This window comes from Parapusillimonas granuli (genome assembly GCF_013416525.1).
Classification (GTDB): Bacteria; Pseudomonadota; Gammaproteobacteria; order Burkholderiales; family Burkholderiaceae_B; genus Parapusillimonas; species Parapusillimonas granuli.
This window is the reverse complement of record NZ_JACCEM010000007.1, coordinates 101,750-120,376: the sequence shown is the minus strand read 5'-3', so window position 1 is coordinate 120,376 and position 18,627 is coordinate 101,750. Positions and strand designations below refer to the sequence as shown.

Below are 18,627 nucleotides of genomic sequence, written 5' to 3'. Positions count from 1 at the left end.
GGAAAACGCATGGCACGGATTCTGGTCGTCTCTAATCGGGTGGCCCCGCTGTCGGAAGGGCAAGCGCCCACCGGGGGGCTGGCGGTCGGCGTGCTCGGTGCGCTGAAGGAAGTCGGCGGGATATGGATGGGCTGGAACGGCGAAATCGCCCGGGAGTCCGGCACGCCGCTCGCCCAGCAAGACAGCGGCGCGATCTCGCTGATCACCTGGCCGCTGTCTCAGTATGACTATGACACCTTCTACCGGGGTTTCGCCAACAGCGTCCTGTGGCCCGTCTTTCACTTCCGGACCGATTTGCTGCATTACCGGGACGAAGATTACGAAGGCTATAAACGAGTCAATCGGATCTTTGCCGAACGCCTGCAGCGCATGGCCCGGCCCGGGGACCTGATCTGGGTCCACGATTACCACTTCCTGCCCCTGGCCCAGTATTGCCGCGAGCTGGGCATGCAGCATAAGTTCGGCCTGTTCCTGCACATTCCCTTTCCCAGCGACCAGGTCTTCCGCACCATACCCCACCACGCCGACCTGGCGCGCGCCATGGCGGCCTTCGATCTCATCGGCCTGCAGACCAGCGACGATCTGCAGGCCATGCGGGATTACTACGAACGGCACCTGGGCGCGGCCTGCAGCCACGACACCCTCGTCCTGAACGGCAAGGCGACCCGCCTGGGGGTGTATCCCATCGGCGTCTGTCCCGAAGACATCCAGGCCCTGTCGCGCGAGCATCGGAACAGCCGGGAGTCGATCAAGTTGAAATCCGGGCTGCAGCACCGCAGGCTGATCATCAGCGTTGACCGGCTGGACTACAGCAAGGGCTTGGTCGAGCGCTTCCGCGGCTTCGAGCGGCTGCTCGATACGCGGCCCCGGTTCCGCGGCCAGGTCTCCTTCGTGCAGATCGCGCCGCCCTCGCGCGCCGACGTGCATGGCTACCGGAGCCTGCGTCGCCTGCTGGAGCAGACCGCCGGCCGGATCAACGGCCGCTGGACCGAGCTTTCCTGGACGCCCATACGCTATATGAACCGCTCTTTCGACCGGGCCACGCTGATGTCCTTCTTTCGCGCCTCCCAGGTCGGGCTGGTCACGTCTTTGCGCGATGGCATGAATCTGGTGGCGAAGGAATACGTCGCGGCGCAGCCCGAGGACGATCCGGGCGTGCTGGTGCTGTCGGAGTTCACCGGCGCGGCGCGCGAGCTTTCCGAGGGGGCTCTGCTGATCAATCCTTATGACACGGCCGGCATGGCAAGGGCTTTGCGCAGCGCGCTGGACATGCAGTCGGCGGAACGCAGGCGGCGCCATGAAATCATGATGGACGTGCTGCGCAAGAACAGTCTGACGGCCTGGCGCGAGCGGTTCATTGAAGACCTGGGCGGAATCTAGGAGGAGCCGGGCCACGGAAGCAAGAGCGCCCCGCATCAACGCCCGACACGCCCCAGCCACCCCTCCAGCTCGCCCTGCTCCCCCAAGCGCAGCGCCGCGCAGCTGGCGCCGGGCCCGATCTTGATGCTGCAGCCTCCCAGCGCATTGGCCTGGCGAAACGCCGCCTCGTCCGTGGTGTCGTCCCCCACCATCAGCGGCCTTCTGCCCGCGAACGGCGGCTCCCCCATCAGCCGCAGCAAGGCGCGGCCCTTGTCGACGGCGGGCAGCTTGGCCTCCACCACCATCTTGCCCGGCAGCAGCTCGAACTGAGAAAAACGAGCGATCGCCGCGGACATCTCGGCCAGCACCGCCTCCTTCGCCTCGGGCGCCAGGCGATAGTGGACCGCCACGCCGAAGGACTTGCGCTCCAGCAGGACGCCCGGCCTGCCCTCCAGCCGGCCGGCCAGCCAGGCGGCAAGCTCGTGGACGGCCGACCCGTCGACCGGCGTGTGGATCCGCCCGCCCGCATCCCGGATCACGGCGCCATGCTCGGCGCCCAGCGGAAGGACCAGGGGCCGCAGCAATTCGTCCAGGACGTCCAGCGGCCGGCCCGAGATCACGGCCAGCGCACCGCCGGCCGCCCGCCGCAAACCAGCCAGCCGGCCGAGCATGGCTTCCGGTACGCGCACCAGATCCGGGCGCTCGGCAAGCGGAGCCAGCGTGCCGTCCAGGTCGAAGAAGAAAGCCCAGGAATCCGCGGCGGGCAGGAAGTTTTCGGTAGCCGTTGAAAGAGTCATGTCGAACCGGAATGGGGGAATGTCTGTTTCGATGATAGCAGCGCCGCCTGTCGGCCAATCAGCGTTTCTTGGACCGGACATTTCTATTTGGCATTGACGCTGTCGGCCGGTTCGTTGCAAGCAAGAATCATTCTCGTTATATTGGACCCTTTCCTTCACCCTAACCGAAAGAAGACCAAGGTGCCGCGATTCGCCTCGTTCATCCAGCCGTTCCTGTTTTGCCTCTGCGGGGTGCTGGGCGCCGCCCATGCGCAAGGCGCGTCGCCGGCCCAAGGCTGGGCCGGCAAGACCGTCGGTGAAACCATAGCGGATCGCCCCTCGAATTTATACCGCTACGAAAAACACCGCCTCGATTCCGCGGACGGAAAGCGGCATTACCGGATCGAAATATCGATTCCCCGCGTGCCGGCGCCGGCGGGTGGCTATGCCGCTTTGTACATGCTGGACGGCAACGCCGCCATGGACACGCTCACCGAAGACGACCTCGCATCGATCTCGGGCGGCGGGCATCCGCCCGTGCTGGTGGCCGTCGGCTACGACATCCCGGTCCGCAACGACGTGGTCTCGCGCGCCTACGACTACACCCCGCCCGTCCATGAAAACGGCAAGCTGATTGCGGAGCCCGTCGTGCGCGGGCACGTCGGCGGCGGCGCCGACGTCTTCCTGGACTTCATCGCCGCCCGGGTCAAGCCGCTGGTCCGGGCCCGCGCCGGCACAGACCCCAAGAAGGAATACCTGTGGGGCCATTCCTACGGCGGCCTGTTTGTCCTGCACACGCTGTTCACGCGGCCCGACGCCTTTGCGCGCTACATCGCCGGCGACCCTTCCGTCTGGTGGCACGACGGCGCGCTCTTGCGGGAATGGCAGGCCTTCGAAAAAGAGCGGGCCGCGGGCAAGCGGGTCGCCATCCTGGTGGGCGCCAAGCCGCGCGACCCCGCCCGGCCGGCGCCCGGCGCGTCGATGGACACCCGCGCCATCGTGGAAGACATGGCCGAAGGGCTGCGCCGCGGCGGCGGCCAAGTCAGTTACGAGGCCTTCCCGCAGTATGGGCATGGCGAGATGATACGCGTGTCGCTGGAGCGGGCCTTGCGGATCGCCGCCGAGCCTTGAGCGCGGCGATGCCGCGATCGTTTCAGGCCAAGGACTGTATGTGCCGCGCCATGCGGTCGCGCATCGCCCGGTCGGGCAGTTCGCCGAAGGCGGCTCCCATGTTGTCCACGGCATTCTTCGGGCGGCTGGTGGCGGGGGTTGCGCAGGTGATCGCCGGATGGGACACCACGAATTTCAGGAAAAACTGCCCCCAGGAACGCATGCCCAGCTCCGCGGCCCAATCGGGCACCTCGTGCCCTTTCACCAGGCCCCACAGCCGTGTGCGGCCGAAAGGCGCATAGGCCAGCACGGCAATGCCGCGGTCGGCCGCCAGCGGCAATATGCGTTCTTCCATGACGCGGTTGTCGATCGCGTAGTCGACGCCGATGAAATCGAGGCGTTCGTCGCGCATCACCTGCTCCAGCTGTTCGTACTGGCGCGGGAAGGTGGTGGTCACGCCCAGGTAGCGTATGCGTTTTTCCTCGCGCAGGGACTTCAGGAGCGGCAGCTGGGTGGCCACGTCGCCCAGGTTGTGGATCTGCATCAGGTCGATGGCCGGCTTGCCGATGGCCTGGAAGGACGCCGCAATCTGGGCCTTGGCCTGTTCGACGTCGGCCTTGCCGCCGCCGAATCCGGCGACATTGAGCTTGGTGGCCCAGAAGAGCTTGTCGCGGATGCCGAGTTCGTTGACGATTTTCCCCGCCACCGCTTCGGACGCGCCATAGCCCGGCGCCGTATCGAACACGGTTCCGCCGTGCTCGACGAAAGCCTGGAAGACCTGTTTGAGCGCGTCCGCCCCTTCGCCGCCGGCGGCGCTGGAAAATGTGGCGGAGCTGCCCAGGCCAACCACAGGGAGGCGCTCGCCAGAAGAAGGAATGGGGCGGGTTATCAGCGCCCCTGGTTTTTCAGCGGCCCATGACAGTGCCGGCGCCAGTATGGCGCCTGCACCCGTGGCGGCGCATAGCCTTAGGTAGTCGCGACGGGAAATCATGCGGAAATCCTTGTTCGAATCTATTCAAGAATGACTGCCCTGCTTGCTTGCACGCCTTCAAAAAACAACATTTTTGTTCAAGGCGCGTACCATGATCGCACTAAACTTCAAATAAAAATAGGTCTGTCCGATCCAGGCTGGTAACATTCTGAAAACTTCAGCGTTCAATGGATACCGGGCATGATCAAGAAATATCTTCTGTTGTCTTCTGCCGCATTTGTTTTTTCAGGCGCCGCCCCGGCCCAAGTCGCGGCGCCCAACTACACCTCGATATGGTCGTTCGGTGACAGCCTTTCCGACACGGGGCGCACCTACTTTTCAAGCGGCGTAACCATCGCCTACCAGGCACCGAAAGGGCCGCTTTATTATAACGGACGCTTCTCCAGCGGCCCCGTCTGGGTGGAAAACCTTCACAAGCTGAATTCCACGGCGCTCCAGTATGACCAATCTCACAATCTAGCCTACGGCGGCGCAGTAATCGGTGATTTGGTTTCATTAAAGATGAAACCCTTCATCAATAACGTGCAGGAACAGACTGAATTTTTCAGCAAGATCCTCGATCGCCAGATATCTTGCATGGGCTGGGCGCTCAGTTGCACCGTCAAGCGCAGCTTCTGGGAAAAGTTCATTAGCAATTTTGATTATGCGGGACGCATCACCGCCAGTGAAACAGGCTCGAAACCGCTGGTAACGTTCGCCATCGGCGGGAACAACTTCCGGCAGGAACTGGAAGACAGATGGGCATGGGATATCACGACTGGCGGGCTTATCCCATCCGTTGGGACCAAACACGTTCCCGGCGATCCCAATATCGCAAAAAGGGACATCCTGAGCAAAGTCCCTACGGAACTGCGCAAAATCAACAACGCACTTGCCACGCGCGGCGATATCGCGCGGGATGGCGTGACCTACTACGTGGCCACCATTCCCAACATCGCCCAGACGCCCAAGGTCAACGTGATGGTTCAAAGCCTGCAGGATCAATACGGCAAGGTCATCCAGGAAACCAACCGCGAACTGAAGAAAAGCCTGTTCGAGCTGGGCGACGAATTCGCCGCCAAGAATGCAAAAACCCGTCTGGTGGTCATAGACTTCGACGCACTGCTGGCGGAAGCGATCAAATCGCCGACCGCTTTCGGTTTCACCGAAACCAAGAAGAACTGCGTGGCGGCTGAAACCGGTAAATATGTCAATGGCTGCTCGGGCTCGAACTCCAACCAGTTCCTGTTCTGGGACGAGTTCCACCCCACAGCCAAGGGCCATGAGATGATCGCCCGCTACGCCCGCAACACCGACCTGCTGGAATTCGGCTCGAACGTCAACTTCATCGAGCCTTATGTCGCCAATATCGAATGGCGCAACCGTAGCTTCACCGGCAACATCTCGGGCAGCGGCTCGCTGATCAAGCAGGGCGAGGCCAGGCTGACGCTGGCCGGCAACAACAGCTACGCCGGCGGCACCCGCATCGACAACGGCACCGTGCGCATCACGTCGGACGCCAACCTGGGGGCGCGCTCCGGCATGCTCACGCTGCAAGGTGGCGCCCTGCAGGCCTCGGGCACGACGACCCTGAACCGCGACGTCAAGGTCAACGCCTCGCAATCCATCGGGCAAATCGGCGGCTCCGTGTTCGGCGGCACCTTCGAGGTCGACCCCAACGTGGTGCTCACGCTTGCCGACAACACGCTTTCGGGCACCGGCGACATCCGGAAGACCGGCCAAGGCGAGCTCGACATCCGCTCCCGGGACGAAGGCAAGCGCAAGCTGACGCAGGTCGACCTGGGCACGCTGGCCGTCAACACCAGCACGCCCTACCAGTCTGAACGGATCGTCGTGGAACGGAACGCCTTCCTGCAAGGCTCCGGCACCATCGTCGGCAAGACCGAAATCAGGGGCCAGGCCCAGCCGGGCAATTCCATCGGCACGCTGAACGTCGTCGGCGACCTGGTCATCCAGGAAGGCGGCAGCTACCAGTTCGAAGTCGCCACGCGCAGCGCCGATTATCTGCACGTCACCGGCAACATCATCATGGACGGCGACGTCGTGGTCGATGTCGAAACCAATGAAAAAGTATCCGACCAGCGCTACCCCCTCTTCGGCTATACGGGCACGCTGACCGGCCTGGACTATGATTCCCTGGAAGTCAGCCCCTTCCTGAGGGCCAACCTGGAACAAGGCAATCAGCGGGTCGACATCGCTTTCGCGCGCGACTTCACCTGGCCGGCCGACACCGCCGGCCAGCGCGCCATGGCGGCCCACCTGAATGCCGCGTTCCGCCAGGAAGACCAGGGCGACCTGAACAATGTCTTCGACGCCCTGGACGATACCGGCACCGCCCCGGCCGCGCGCCGCGCGCTCGACGTCCTGTCCGGCCAATCCATCGGCAACGCCCTCACGGCGGGCGCCATCCAACAAGGGCAATTCACCCGGGCGCTCGAAGACCGCCTGGCCGCCCGGCGCGGCGGGCGCGATGCGCAAGGGGTCGCCACGCCGCTGTCCACCCGCTCCGGCTCCAGCGGCCTGGGCGGCGCGCTGCAGACCGTGGCGTCCTCCGTCTCGAACGGCAATGCCGCGGGCGGTTCGCGCCCCGGCACGGCTTCCGTGGACGAGGTGTCGGTGTGGGCCCGCGCCATGGGCGGCCCGAGCAAGGTCCGCGGCGCCGGCGCCTTCAGCATGACCAACTTCGGCGTGCTGGCCGGCCTCGACAAGACCTTTGGCGATCATCTGGTGGGCGCCAGCTTCGGCTACGGCAATTTCTCGGTCGACGGCAACCAGGGCGGTGACACCGACGCCGACGTCTACCAGATTGCGCTGTACGGCTCGGCCCGCAAGAACAGCTTCTTCCTGGACGGCACCGCGGCCTACAGCCACGCCGACTACAAGACCAAGCGCGCGCTGGAGTTCGGCGGCATGTCGCGGGTCGCGCGCGGCAAGTCGCGGGGCGACAACTTCGGCCTGTCGCTCAAGTCCGGCCTGCACCTGCAGTATTCCGGCCTGGCGGTCGAACCCAGCCTGGGCTTCGACTGGTACCACCTGAAACGCGGCGGGTTCAGCGAAACCGGCGCCGACGCAGCCGGCCTGGACGTCAAGTCGCAGAAGCTCGACCTGGTGATGCCGTCGATCGGCGTGCGCGTGTCGTCCACCCACGAGTTCGGCAGCCGCACGCTGACGCCCGAACTGAGCGCCCGCTATTACTACAACGCGGGCGACACCAAGTCCGACACGCGCGCCGCGCTGATCGGCGCTCCCGCCGGCACGCCCGGCTTCGTTGCGACATCCACCGGCCTGGGCCGCAACATCGGGGTGGTCTCGGCCGGCCTGTCGGTGCAGAACGACGAGAAACTGCGCTTCTTCGCGCGCTATGAGCTGGCCGTGGACAATCACACCACCGCCAATGCGTTCTCGGTCGGGCTGCAATACCGGTGGTAGGTTGACCGCGGATCACGAGGCCGGGCCCCGTACGGGGCCCGCCTCTTTTTCCGCGGCGAGCGCGTCCGCGGCGCCCGCCTTCCGGGCTTTTCGCCCCCGCCACAGCGAACGCGCCAGCACCGCCATGAACATGGCGGAAAGCACCACCACGACGGTGGGCGCCGGCGCGCTGTCCAGGAAGAAGCTCAGGTACACGCCCGACAGGCAGGCGCCAAGAGAGATCGCCGCCGCGGCCGGCAGCATGGCGCCGAAGCTGCGCGTCAGCAGGAAGGCCATGGCGCCCGGCGCGATGAGCAGCGCGATGACCAGGATGATGCCCACCGCCTTGAGCGCGCCCACGATGGTCAGGGAAAGCATGGCCAGCAGGCCGTAATGCAGCAGGTTCACCCGAAGGCCCACGGTGCGCGCCTGCACGGGGTCGAAGGCGTGCAGAAGCAGATCGCGCCACTTGACGGCGACCGTGCCGGCGACCACCAGGGCGATCGCGGCGCTTTCCGCCAGATCGCCCCACCCCACGCCCAGCATGTCGCCGAACAGGATGTGGTCCAGGTGCACGTCGCTGCGTATGCCGGTGTGGAGCACCACCCCCAGGCCGAACATGCCCGAGAACACCACGCCCATGACGGTATCCTGCTTGAGCCGGCTGTTCGCCTGGATATACCCGGCGCCGATCGCGCAGGCCATGCCGGCGGCGACCGCGCCGACCCCCACCGGCAGCCCCGCCATATAGGCCAGCACCACGCCGGGCAGCACCGCGTGCGACACCGCATCGCCCATCAAGGCCCAGCCTTTCAGCACCAGCAGGCAGGACAGCAGCGCGGTGGGCAGCGCCACCAGCGCCGAAATCAGCAGGGCCTGCCACATGAAATCGAATTGCAGCGGCGCAAGCAGGAGTTCGAGCGTGCTCATGCGCCCTCCCCGGCGGAGGCGGCGCGGCGGCGGCTGGCCAGCACGCCGTGCTTGGGCGCGAAGACGAAGGCCGCCAGAAAGCAGAGGGTCTGCAGCAGCACGATGATGCCGCCCGTGGCGCCGTCGAGAAAATAGCTGGCGTAGGCGCCGACGCAGCCGCTGCATGCCCCGATGGCCACGCTGATCGCCAGCAGGCGCGTGAAACGATCGGTCAGCAGGTAGGCCGTGGCGCCCGGCGTGACCACCATGGCCACCACCAGGAAAGCGCCCACCGTCTGCATGGCCGCCACGGTGCAGGCCGACAAGAGCGCGAAGAACAGCGTCTTGATCAGAAACGGATTGATGCCGACCGAACGGGCGTGGCTTTCATCGAAGAAAACCAGCATGAGCGCCTTCCACTTGAAAAGCAGGACGAGCAGCGAGACCGCGCCGATGAGCGCCAGCTGCAGAGTGTCTTCCGGCGTGACCGCCAGGATGTTGCCCAGGATGATGGTCTGGATATTGACGGACACCGGCGCCAGCGACGCCATGAACAGGCCCAGGCCGAAGAAGGCCGAAAAAACCAGCCCGATGATGACGTCTTCCTTCAGGCGCGTGCGCTGGTTCAGCAGCAGCATGGACGCCGCGGCCAGCCCTCCGGCCAGGAAGGCGCCGGCCGAGAACGACAGCCCGAGCATGTAGGCGCCCGCCACGCCGGGAACGATGGCATGCGACAGCGCGTCGCCGATCAGCGACCAGCCCTTGAGCATCAGGTACGCGGATAGAAAGGCGCAGACGGCGCCCACCAGCGCCGCCACCCACATGGCGTTGACCATATAGCCATAGCCGAAGGGTTCGGCCAGCAGCGCCGTCATTGCTCGCCCTCCGTGCCGTCGCGGCCGGGCCGGTGCTCGCGCGCCGTGGCCAAGTCCCCATAGAACACCAGGGGACGCTCGTCGTCGGAAAAGATGCCGACGGCCTGGGCGCGCCGCTCGTCCGTTTCGCTGAGCGCGAAGTGGCGCAGCACGCCGCCGAACGCCGCCTGGAGGTTGGCCCGGGTGAAGACGTCGGCGGTGCGCCCGTAGGCCAGCACCGTGCGATTGAGCAGCACGGCGCGGTCGCAGAATTCCGGGACACTGCCCAGGTTGTGGGTGGACACCAGCATCACCCTGCCCTCTTGCCGCAGCTGGCCCAGCAGCGCGATGATCGCGTCCTCGGTCGTCACGTCCACTCCCGTGAAGGGCTCGTCCAGCAGGATGACGCGCGCATCCTGCGCCAGCGCGCGCGCCAGGAACACACGCTTCTGCTGGCCGCCGGACAACTCCCCGATCTGGCGGGTGCGCAGCGCCTCCAGGCCGACCCGCGCCAGGGCGGCGTCGACGGCCCGGCGGTCCGCGGGCCCGGGCCTCCGCATCCAGCCCATGTGCCCATAGCGGCCCATCATCACCACGTCCTCGACCAGCACCGGAAAGTTCCAGTCCACGTCCTCGCTCTGGGGGACATAGGCGATCAGCTTGCGCCGCAAGGCTTCGCGCGCCGGCATGCCCAGCACGGCGATGCGTCCGCCGGCGAGCTTGACGAAGCCCATGATGGCCTTGAACAGCGTCGACTTGCCGCTGCCGTTCACGCCGACCAGCGCAGTGATCGAGCCGGCGGGCGTCCGGAAGCTGGCATCGCGCAAGGCCTGCTGGCCATTGCGGTAGGTCACGCTGGCGCCCTCCACGCAGATACCCGGCGCCTCGGCGGCCGCAGGATTCGAAGCAGTCAAGATTCCAGCCCCCTTGCAATGGTTTCGGCCGTCACCCGCAGCAGATCCAGATAGGTCGGGACCGGGCCGTCCGGCGGGCTGAGCGAATCGACATACAGCACCCCGCCGTAGCGCGCCCCCGTCTCGCGGGCCACCTGCCTGGCCGGATCCGCCGACACCGTGCTTTCGCTGAACACGGCGGGGATGCGATGGGCGATCACGGCGTCGATCACACGCCGCGTCTGCTGCGGCGTGCCCTGCTGATCCGCATTGATGGGCCAGAGATAGAGTTCCTTCAGGCCGAAGTCGCGCGCCAGGTAGCTGAACGCGCCTTCGCTCGTCACCAGCCAGCGGCGCTCGGCCGGAATGGCCTGAAAGCGCGCCCGGATCGGCTCCATGGCCTGGCGGATGCGCGTCTTGTAGGCCTGCGCATTGGCGCGGTAGAGGTCGGCGTGCGCCGCGTCATGCTGGACCAGCGCATCGCGGATGTTGTCGACGTAGATCAAGGCGTTGGCGGGCGACATCCAGGCATGCGGGTTCGGCTTGCCCTGGTAGGGCCCGGACCCGATGCCCATGGGCTCGATTCCCTGGGTCACCACCGCGCCGGGCACGTCTTTGAGCCTTTGGAAGAAGCGCTCGAACCAATGCTCCAGGTTCAGGCCGTTCCAGAGCACCAGCTGGGCGCCCTGCGCCCGCGCCAAATCCCCCGGCGTGGGCTGATACTGATGGATTTCCGCGCCCGGCCGGGTGATGGACACCACGTCGGCCGCGTCGCCCGCAACGTTGCGGGCCATGTCGGCGATCACCGTGAAGGTGGTGACGACCTTCAGCTTGCCGGCCCAGGAAGGGGCGGCGGCCATCGCCATGAGCGCGGCGGCGGCGCAGCCCAGGATGCGTGCGAGGAGCGGGATAGGGATGTGCATGGATATTTATTAATGTAAATGAAAATCATTATTGTTTGCAATAAAGTTTTAATTGACAAGCCCAAACCCGATCGCAGCCACGAGCTCAGCCGCGCATCCGCTGTTCGCGCCGCCTTTTGCTTTTATTCTTCGACGGCGCCGGCGGCGGCGCGTTGCGCCGCAGGAACTCGATGCGCTCCCGCGCCCGGGCGGCGGCACGGGCGGCACGGCTCTTCACGATGAGCCGGGCAATGATGAAGGTGATGGCGAACGCCGCCACAAGAATGATACCGCTGGCCGTACTTGTCATTTGCCACTTCCGAAAGACCCGTGGCATCGCAATTAGCATGCCCGCACCCGGCGATTTTAACGCGGCCCCGCCACGCCGGAACCGCCATGGCTCGACATGGCCGGCGGATACATTCCATGATCCGCATCCTTGTGACCCTAAGCACAATAATGGTATACCCACCCTTGAATATCCCCCAAAGCATAATGACCCCCGTTGCCCGACGAAACGAAGGGCAAAGGATTTTCACGCAAGGCGATACATGACGAACGAATCACAGGAAGCCCACCAGCCAGGACTAGCCGCGGAGTGGGATCCGCGATCGGAAGCCGTTCTAGCCGACCAAATCTCCGCCTTCGACCAAATGCGCAGCCGCTGCCCCGTCGCAAGAAGCCAATACGGGTACGCCAGCGTATTCCGGCACGCCGACGTCCTGCGCGCGCTGCTCGACCACGAAACCTTCAGCAGCGCCGTCTCGCGCCGCCCCTCCGTGCCCAACGGCATGGACCCGCCCGAGCACACCGAATTCCGCCGCATCATAGACCCCTACTTCAGCCCAGCCCGTATGGCCGAAGTCGAGCCTCATTGCCGGCGCATCGCCTCGGAGATCATCGCCCGCGTGCCCGACGCCACCGAAACCGAATGGATGGAAGACGTCGCCCAGGACTTCGCCTTGCGCGTTCAATGCGCATTCCTGGGCTGGCCCGCCACCCTGCACGAACCCCTGCGCCAATGGACACGCAAGAACCATCGCGCCACCCTCGCGCGGGACGAAGCGGCGATGGCCGCGGTCGCACTGGAATTCGACGGCTACATCAAAGACCTGCTCGCCCTGCGCCGCGCCGCCGGCAGCGGCGCGCCCGACGACGCAACCACCCGCCTGCTGGGCGAAACCATGAACGGGCGCGCGCTGACCGAAGACGAAATCGTCAGCATCCTGCGCAACTGGACCGTGGGCGAGCTGGCCACCATCTCCGCATCGGTCGGCATCCTGACCCAATACCTGGCGACGCACGAACCCTTGCAGCAAACGCTGCGGGCACAGCCCGAACTCCTGCCCGCCGCCATCGACGAAATCCTGCGGATACATCCGCCGCTCATCATGAACCGCCGCGTCGCGACCCGGGACGTCGACATAGGCGGCGTCCCGATCGCCCAGGGCGAGCGCCTGGCGCTGCTTTGGGCGTCCGCCAACCGCGACGCCGCGGTTTTCGGCGACCCGGACGAATTCCGCCTGGACCGGGATCCGGCCCTGAACCTGCTGTACGGCGCCGGCATACACGTCTGTCCGGGCGCGCCGCTCGCGCGGCTCGAGCTGCGCGTCATCATGGAAGAGCTGCTGAAGTCCACGCGCGGCATCGCGCTCGGGGCGGGGACGCAGGCCGTGAAGGCCTTTTTCCCGGCCAGCGGGTATTCGCGCCTGCCCATCGTCATACAGCGATGAAGAAAGGGCGCGGCGCCGGCCGCGGCCGCCGGACAACCACACTGGGCATGGGGTTCCAGGGAGGATTCCCGGCGCCCCTACCTATAATCGAAAACGCTAGTCCGCATGCCCAGGCATGCGCTTCACCCGCACCAGTCAAAAAGGAATCCATCGTGGCCGAACACACCATCCCCGTTCTCTCACAAACCGCCTACCCCTTCGACGCCCGAGGCGTCGCCAAGCGCTTCCGCCACGCCGCCATATTCGGCGCCTTGTCGGCGCTGCAGCCCGGCGAAACCATGCGCTTTTGCAACGATCACGACCCTCTGCCCCTGCTGCAGCAGCTGCAAGGCTATTTCGGCGACGACGTCCGCATCGAATACATATCGCGCGAACCCGGCGAAATCGTCATCGACTTCCACGTCGTGTCGGACAGCCGCGCCTGAGCCATGCCGGACACGGGCTTCCCTCCCGCCGATACCGCGGACGTCGTGCTGGACGTCCGCGGCCTGGCGCCCCCCGAACCGCTGGAGCGCGTGCTTGACGCGCTGGCGACGCTTCCCCCCACAGAGCGCCTGCTGATGATCATCGACCGCGAGCCGCGGCCGCTGTACGGCATCCTGCGGCAGAACGGCTTCCTGCATGCCTGCACCATGCGTCCCGACGCGGTGTTCGAAGTGCTGATCTGGCGCGGCGCGGCCGCCTAGGGCCGGCGCCGCCACCTTTCAACGTCGACAGGCCCAAAGCCCGCCGGCCTCGCGCCCGGCGCGCTCTTCCGCCCGCCTGCATCCTTTCGTCGCATCATCCAGGCCTGCCAGTCCGCCCGGGCCCGTCCCCTCCGTCAGACCGGTCCGACGCCCCTCGCCCTGCCGCATCCGCACCCGGCCGTTCCGCTGTCGGAACGCCCGAATTCCATCGGGTAAACAATAGGCTGTTATGGCTCTTGTTTCCGGTTTAAAATCGGGCGAACCATTACATAAAGACACATGGAGTTACATTCCGCTTGTCGGCGCCCTTCTCCACTCTCTCGATGCCGCCGCCGCTGTTCGCCGTTCTTCGGCGGCGAGCCGGCCTGCTGCTGGCCTGCGCCGCCTGTGTCCTGCTGCCTGCCACCGCAAGCGCGCGCGAGTTCGTGGTCCAGAACGAAGGCCACCTGCAACACGCGCGGGCGCTCGTGCGGGCCGCCATGGAGGCCGGAGGGCTGAAGGCCGAATTCGTCGACGCCCCGGCGGGTAATGAAAAGCGCAACGTCCACATGATCAGCTCCGGCGTCACCCACGTCGACATGATGCCCGCCACGCCGGCGCGCCTGCAGCTGGTCAAGGAAGGCAAGCTGCGCATGATCCCCGTGCCGCTGGACCGCGGGCTGCTGGGCTACCGCATCAATCTGCTGCTGGATTCGCAGAAGCACAAGCTGTCGAACGTCAAGAGCGCGGCCGACCTGCGGGCCTATTCCATGGGGCAGAACGTGGGGTGGATGGACGTCGAGATCTACCGGGCGGCGGGCATTCCCACCAAGGAAATCAAGAACTGGTCCAACGGAGAATTCGCCACCCAGATGGAAGCGGGCTTCGTCGACCTGTTCCCCCTGGGGCTGGAAGAAACCCTGACCTATTTCCTGCCGCACTTCCAGAAGCAATACCCCCAGCTCACCATCGACCCCTACATTCTGGTGCGCTACCCCTGGTTCCGTTTCGTGTGGGTATCCCCCAACCCGGACGCCGACGCCCTGTACGACGCGTTGCAGCAAGGCTTCGACCGGATCGTCGAAGACGGCCGCTTCCTGGAGATATGGGCGCAATACTGCAAGCCGCCGCCCGACACCGCTTTCCGCCTGCGCACCATCATCGACATAGACAACCCCTTCTATGGCTACGACCTGGTGCCCGCGCGCTACCGCAAACTGCTTTATAAACAGGTGCCGCGATGACCGGCGCGCAGAGTTCCGCGGGCAAGCCTCCCAGGCGCTCCTTGTACCGGCAGTTCATCGGCTCCCTGCTCGTGCCTTTCGTGCTGGTCTTCGTGCTGGCGGGCACCGGCACCGTCCTGATCGGCTACCACGTCCAGCGCGCCAAGCTGGAGTCCGCGCGCACCGAGCTCATGAGCGTCTATGCGCGTTCGCTGGTCAAGCCGCTATGGGACTGCGACACCGCCACGCTGAACGGCATCGTCAATGCGCTGGCCCATCAGCAAGGCGTCGCCGGCGTGCGGCTGCAGGACGCCTGTTCGGGCCAGACCATCGCGATCGAGCCGGTCGCCGCGGAAGCCGGCCTCACGCCGCCCTATCGGCAGCTGATCCACTACACGGACGGCGCCGACCGCAGTTTCCAGGTGGGCGAGCTCGTCGCGCAGTTCAACCGGATCTCCATCTGGACCGCCGCCATGGACTTGCTGTGGCGCTACCTGGTTCTGTTCATCGCCATGTTCGCGGTCATGCTGGTGGGCGCCCTGCTGGTGTTTCGCCGGGTGGTCGACCAGCCGCTGGCGCGCTTTCGCAACGCCATCAACATGGAGATCGAATCCGGCGACGCCATCATGCGGCTGCGCGAGCTGGCCACCGAAAAGCACAACGACGAACTGAGCGACGTCATGGCCGCGTACGGCGGCCTGATGATGGAGCTCGACTCCCGCTACAAGCGCCAGCAGATCCTGGCGCAATGCGCGAGCGAGCTGCTGGCCACGTCCTCGCAGGACGCCTCCCCGCTCATCGACGTGCTCGAGCGCGTACGCCAGGCGGTGGGCGCCGGCCGGCTCTACCTGGCCGAGAACGACATCAACGAGGCGGGCGAGTTCTATCTGAACTACACCGTCCTGGCGGGGCGTCCGTTCAGCCCGGGCGCCGGTCCGGCCGATTTCACCGAACACCCCGAAGAAGAGCACTGGGCCGGCCACTTCAAGGAGCGCCAGTCCGTAACGGGCACCATCGCGCAGTTCCCCATATCCGACCAGCGCATCCTGCGCCGGCGCGGGGTCCGCAGCCTGGCCGCGTTTCCCGTCTGGGGCCAGAGCCACTGGTATGGTTTCATCTGCGTCGAAGACCTGGAAAACGACCGGGAATGGTCCGCCAGCGAAAAGACGTTTCTGCAGACCGTCGCCGACATGATCGGCGCCTTCCTCGAAAACGCCAGCCACCGGCACCAGCTCGCCACCGTCATCGACAAGCTGCGCGAGAACGAAAAGACGCTGATGCGGATCGCGCGCCGGGACCCGCTCACCGGCCTCGGCAACCGGATCGTGCTGGACGAAGAGCTGGAACGCGCCGTCCTGCGCGCGCAGCGGCAGTCCCTGCATGGGTACGTGCTGCTGATAGACCTGAACCATTTCAAGCCCATCAACGACACCTACGGCCACTCCGTCGGCGACCAGGTGCTGAGGGTCACCGCGCGCCGGCTGCTCGACTGCGTGCGCCGCACCGACACCGTCGTCCGCCTGGGCGGCGACGAGTTCGTCATCATCGTGGAGGGCGCGAAGGAACACCCCAACCTGGCCACCCTCATCGCCAAGCTGGTCGCCTGCATATCCCGCGTCCAGTCCCATGACGGGCACACCATGGCGGTGGGAGCCAGCGTGGGCTCGGCCTGCTTCCCGGACGACGGCACCTCCAGCGACGCCCTGCTCGCGCAGGCGGACAAGGACATGTACTTGCAAAAAGCCCTCAGCAACAGAAGCCGGCAGGCCTAGGGCCTGTTGACGGCGCGCCGTGGGGCCCGAGCGCCCGACATGTGTCAGAATACTAGTCTTTACCGCCCAGAAGCATGCATCGTGGCAGCCAGCGACCCCTCATTCAGCCTTAGGAAAATAGCCGTAGCGGCCTTCGGCCCGACCGCCCTCTTCGGGCTTGCCGAAGGCGCCATCTTCCCGGTCATCGCGCTCAGCGCCCGCGATCTGGGCGCCTCGGTGGCCCTGTCCGGCCTCATCGTCGCCCTGATCGGCGTGGGGTCGCTGCTCAGCAACATACCCGCATCCATCCTGACGGCGCGCCACGGCGAACGGCGGGCCATGACCGCCGCGGCGGCGCTGATGATCGTCGCGCTGCTGCTGTGCGTGCTGGCCGGCTCGGCATGGGTGCTGGCCGCCGGCGTCTTCATGATCGGCATTTCGCAGTCCATCTTCATGCTGGCGCGCCAGACCTACCTGACCGAAGCCGTGCCCATCACGATGCGCGCCCGGGCGATGTCCACCCTGGGCGGCGCGATGCGCGTGGGCATGTTCCTGGGCCCCTTCGTGGGCGCGGGGCTCATGCACTTCATGGGGCTGCCCGGCGCCTACGTCGTCGCCATTCTCGCATCGGCGGCGGCCGGCGCGCTTTCCCTGGGCATCCCCGACCTGGTCGTGCAGGCGCCCCAGGGCAAGGCCGGCGAGGCCGGCGAGGCCGGCCCGGCGCAGCAGACGTCCGTGCGCGCCCAGCGCATCTTTCGCGACCATCGCGGCGCCTTCCTGACGCTGGGCACCGGCTGCATGCTGCTGGCGGCGGTGCGCTCCTGCCGCCAGATCATCATTCCCCTGTGGGCCAGCCACATCGGCCTGGACCCCGCCACGACCGCCCTCGTCTATGGCGCCATGGGGGCCATAGACATGCTGCTGTTCTACCCCTCGGGCTATGTCATGGACCGGCACGGCCGCCGCTGGGTGGCCCTGCCGTCGATGGTCATCATGGGTGCTTCGTTGCTGCTCATGCCCTTGTCGGGCAGCCTGATCGGATTTATCATCATCACGCTGATTCTGGGCCTGGGCAATGGCGTAGGTTCGGGGCTGATCATGACCATCGGGGCGGATGCGTCTCCCAGAAACGGGCGCACCCACTTCTTGGGCATATGGCGCTTCATTACCGACCTTGGCGCCTGCGGGGGACCCCTTGTGCTCTCGGGCGTCGCCGCAATTGCGACACTAGGGGCAGGTATCGCCAGCATCGGCGGGCTGGGCTTGTTGGCCGCAGTATTCTTTTGGCGATGGCTGCCAGGCAAAGCACAACAATAACGCTCGAACCGGAGACCATCCATGCGCTTCATCCTCTGTACCGCCGCCACGCTGGCGCTCGCTGCTTGCGCGAGCCCCGGCAAGGACACTTACGAAACCATCTGCCACAAGACCTCGGTCGCAGAAGTGGCTGGCCTGTTCGACACATGGAACGCCGCGCTGCAAACCGGCGACCCCAAGAAAGTGGTAACCCTTTATGCGGCGGACGCCGTCCTGCTTCCCACCTTGTCCAATTCTCCTCGCCTGTCCAAGGCCGACAAGATGGAGTACTTCGAGTACTTCCTGCAGCAGCGGCCACGCGGCTCCATCGACCAGCGCAACATTATCCTGGAATGCAATACCGCCATCGACACCGGCCTGTATACCTTTGCTTTCGGTGACGGCAGCACGGCAAAAGCCCGCTACACCTACACCTATCGGCGGTCGGGCGACGGGTGGCTCATTACCAGCCATCACTCGTCCCTGCTTCCCCAGCCGCAGTAAGGGTCTTCCTGCGGTAGAATCCGGCCGGCCTTCTGGCCGGAACACCATTGCCGGCTCTAGCCTCGAAGCGATACAAAAACGCAAAGTTCCTTTTGTGTCAAAACACGCAAGACGTCCCGGGGTCGCGCCGGACTCAGCAGCACCGCCAAAACGGAAGGAAGACACCGCGTCGTCCACGTCGGCCTGCACGCCAGCGCCACTAGCGGCGCCTGACGGCCCGTCTTGCCGCTACACTCTCACTTCTTCCCTTCCC

The 18,627-nt window shown here is 65.7% G+C and carries 17 protein-coding genes; 10 read left to right on the top strand and 7 right to left on the bottom strand.

Annotated features, from left to right (window positions below):
* Window positions 1-9 precede the first annotated feature (9 nt).
* Entirely contained in the window at window positions 10-1,380 is a 1,371-nt protein-coding gene (locus H0A72_RS14060; RefSeq protein ID WP_180156379.1) for an alpha,alpha-trehalose-phosphate synthase (UDP-forming), read from the top strand.
* Between the two features lie 35 nt (window positions 1,381-1,415).
* Here H0A72_RS14060 and otsB read toward each other — a convergent pair whose 3' ends face one another.
* Window positions 1,416-2,156: a trehalose-phosphatase gene (otsB, locus tag H0A72_RS14055; RefSeq protein ID WP_180156377.1), complete on the bottom strand. Its 741-nt coding sequence runs from the start codon at window positions 2,154-2,156 to the stop codon at window positions 1,416-1,418.
* A gap of 180 nt (window positions 2,157-2,336) precedes the next feature.
* On the opposite strand from otsB, the gene H0A72_RS14050 reads away from it, so the two are divergent.
* Window positions 2,337-3,266, top strand: coding sequence for an alpha/beta hydrolase-fold protein (locus H0A72_RS14050; RefSeq protein WP_180156374.1), 930 nt, complete (start codon window positions 2,337-2,339; stop codon window positions 3,264-3,266).
* A gap of 22 nt (window positions 3,267-3,288) precedes the next feature.
* Here H0A72_RS14050 and H0A72_RS14045 read toward each other — a convergent pair whose 3' ends face one another.
* Complete coding sequence (locus H0A72_RS14045) at window positions 3,289-4,236, bottom strand: aldo/keto reductase (protein ID WP_180156372.1); 948 nt, start codon at window positions 4,234-4,236, stop codon at window positions 3,289-3,291.
* 180 nt (window positions 4,237-4,416) lie between these two features.
* On the opposite strand from H0A72_RS14045, the gene H0A72_RS14035 reads away from it, so the two are divergent.
* A complete protein-coding gene (locus H0A72_RS14035) occupies window positions 4,417-7,665 on the top strand; it encodes an autotransporter domain-containing protein (protein WP_221305979.1) in 3,249 nt (1,082 codons plus the stop codon).
* Between the two features lie 12 nt (window positions 7,666-7,677).
* Here the strand turns inward: H0A72_RS14035 and H0A72_RS14030 are convergent, their stop codons facing one another.
* From H0A72_RS14030 to H0A72_RS14010, 5 genes are all read right to left on the bottom strand, one after another.
* Window positions 7,678-8,574, bottom strand: coding sequence for a metal ABC transporter permease (locus tag H0A72_RS14030; RefSeq protein ID WP_180156366.1), 897 nt, complete (start codon window positions 8,572-8,574; stop codon window positions 7,678-7,680).
* Window positions 8,571-9,428: a metal ABC transporter permease gene (locus tag H0A72_RS14025; RefSeq protein ID WP_180156364.1), complete on the bottom strand. Its 858-nt coding sequence runs from the start codon at window positions 9,426-9,428 to the stop codon at window positions 8,571-8,573. Before H0A72_RS14025 ends, H0A72_RS14030 begins: the two co-directional genes overlap by 4 nt.
* Window positions 9,425-10,321: a manganese/iron ABC transporter ATP-binding protein gene (locus tag H0A72_RS14020; protein ID WP_180156362.1), complete on the bottom strand. Its 897-nt coding sequence runs from the start codon at window positions 10,319-10,321 to the stop codon at window positions 9,425-9,427. The genes H0A72_RS14025 and H0A72_RS14020 overlap by 4 nt, the downstream gene beginning before the upstream one ends.
* The gene (locus H0A72_RS14015; protein WP_180156360.1) at window positions 10,318-11,223 is read right to left on the bottom strand and encodes a metal ABC transporter substrate-binding protein; all 906 of its coding nucleotides are present in this window, start codon (window positions 11,221-11,223) and stop codon (window positions 10,318-10,320) included. Before H0A72_RS14015 ends, H0A72_RS14020 begins: the two co-directional genes overlap by 4 nt.
* Before the next feature lie 85 nt (window positions 11,224-11,308).
* Window positions 11,309-11,512, bottom strand: a complete 204-nt coding sequence (locus tag H0A72_RS14010; RefSeq protein ID WP_180156358.1) for a hypothetical protein — start codon at window positions 11,510-11,512, stop codon at window positions 11,309-11,311.
* Window positions 11,513-11,753: 241 nt separating this feature from the next.
* Here H0A72_RS14010 and H0A72_RS14005 point away from each other — a divergent pair, with 241 nt between their 5' ends.
* The 7 genes from H0A72_RS14005 (at window position 11,754) to H0A72_RS13975 (ending at window position 18,374) form a co-directional block, all read left to right on the top strand.
* Complete coding sequence (locus H0A72_RS14005) at window positions 11,754-12,935, top strand: cytochrome P450 (RefSeq protein WP_180156356.1); 1,182 nt, start codon at window positions 11,754-11,756, stop codon at window positions 12,933-12,935.
* A 152-nt stretch (window positions 12,936-13,087) separates the two neighbouring features.
* Window positions 13,088-13,360: a DUF2249 domain-containing protein gene (locus tag H0A72_RS22210; RefSeq protein ID WP_343060115.1), complete on the top strand. Its 273-nt coding sequence runs from the start codon at window positions 13,088-13,090 to the stop codon at window positions 13,358-13,360.
* Between the two features lie 3 nt (window positions 13,361-13,363).
* Window positions 13,364-13,621, top strand: coding sequence for a DUF2249 domain-containing protein (locus H0A72_RS13995; protein WP_180156351.1), 258 nt, complete (start codon window positions 13,364-13,366; stop codon window positions 13,619-13,621).
* A 296-nt stretch (window positions 13,622-13,917) separates the two neighbouring features.
* The gene (locus H0A72_RS13990; protein WP_218953330.1) at window positions 13,918-14,844 is read left to right on the top strand and encodes an amino acid ABC transporter substrate-binding protein; all 927 of its coding nucleotides are present in this window, start codon (window positions 13,918-13,920) and stop codon (window positions 14,842-14,844) included.
* Window positions 14,841-16,595: a sensor domain-containing diguanylate cyclase gene (locus H0A72_RS13985; protein WP_180156349.1), complete on the top strand. Its 1,755-nt coding sequence runs from the start codon at window positions 14,841-14,843 to the stop codon at window positions 16,593-16,595. Before H0A72_RS13990 ends, H0A72_RS13985 begins: the two co-directional genes overlap by 4 nt.
* 81 nt (window positions 16,596-16,676) lie before the next feature.
* Entirely contained in the window at window positions 16,677-17,891 is a 1,215-nt protein-coding gene (locus tag H0A72_RS13980; RefSeq protein WP_180156347.1) for an MFS transporter, read from the top strand.
* A 21-nt stretch (window positions 17,892-17,912) separates the two neighbouring features.
* Complete coding sequence (locus H0A72_RS13975) at window positions 17,913-18,374, top strand: SgcJ/EcaC family oxidoreductase (protein ID WP_180156345.1); 462 nt, start codon at window positions 17,913-17,915, stop codon at window positions 18,372-18,374.
* Window positions 18,375-18,627: the final 253 nt, after the last annotated feature.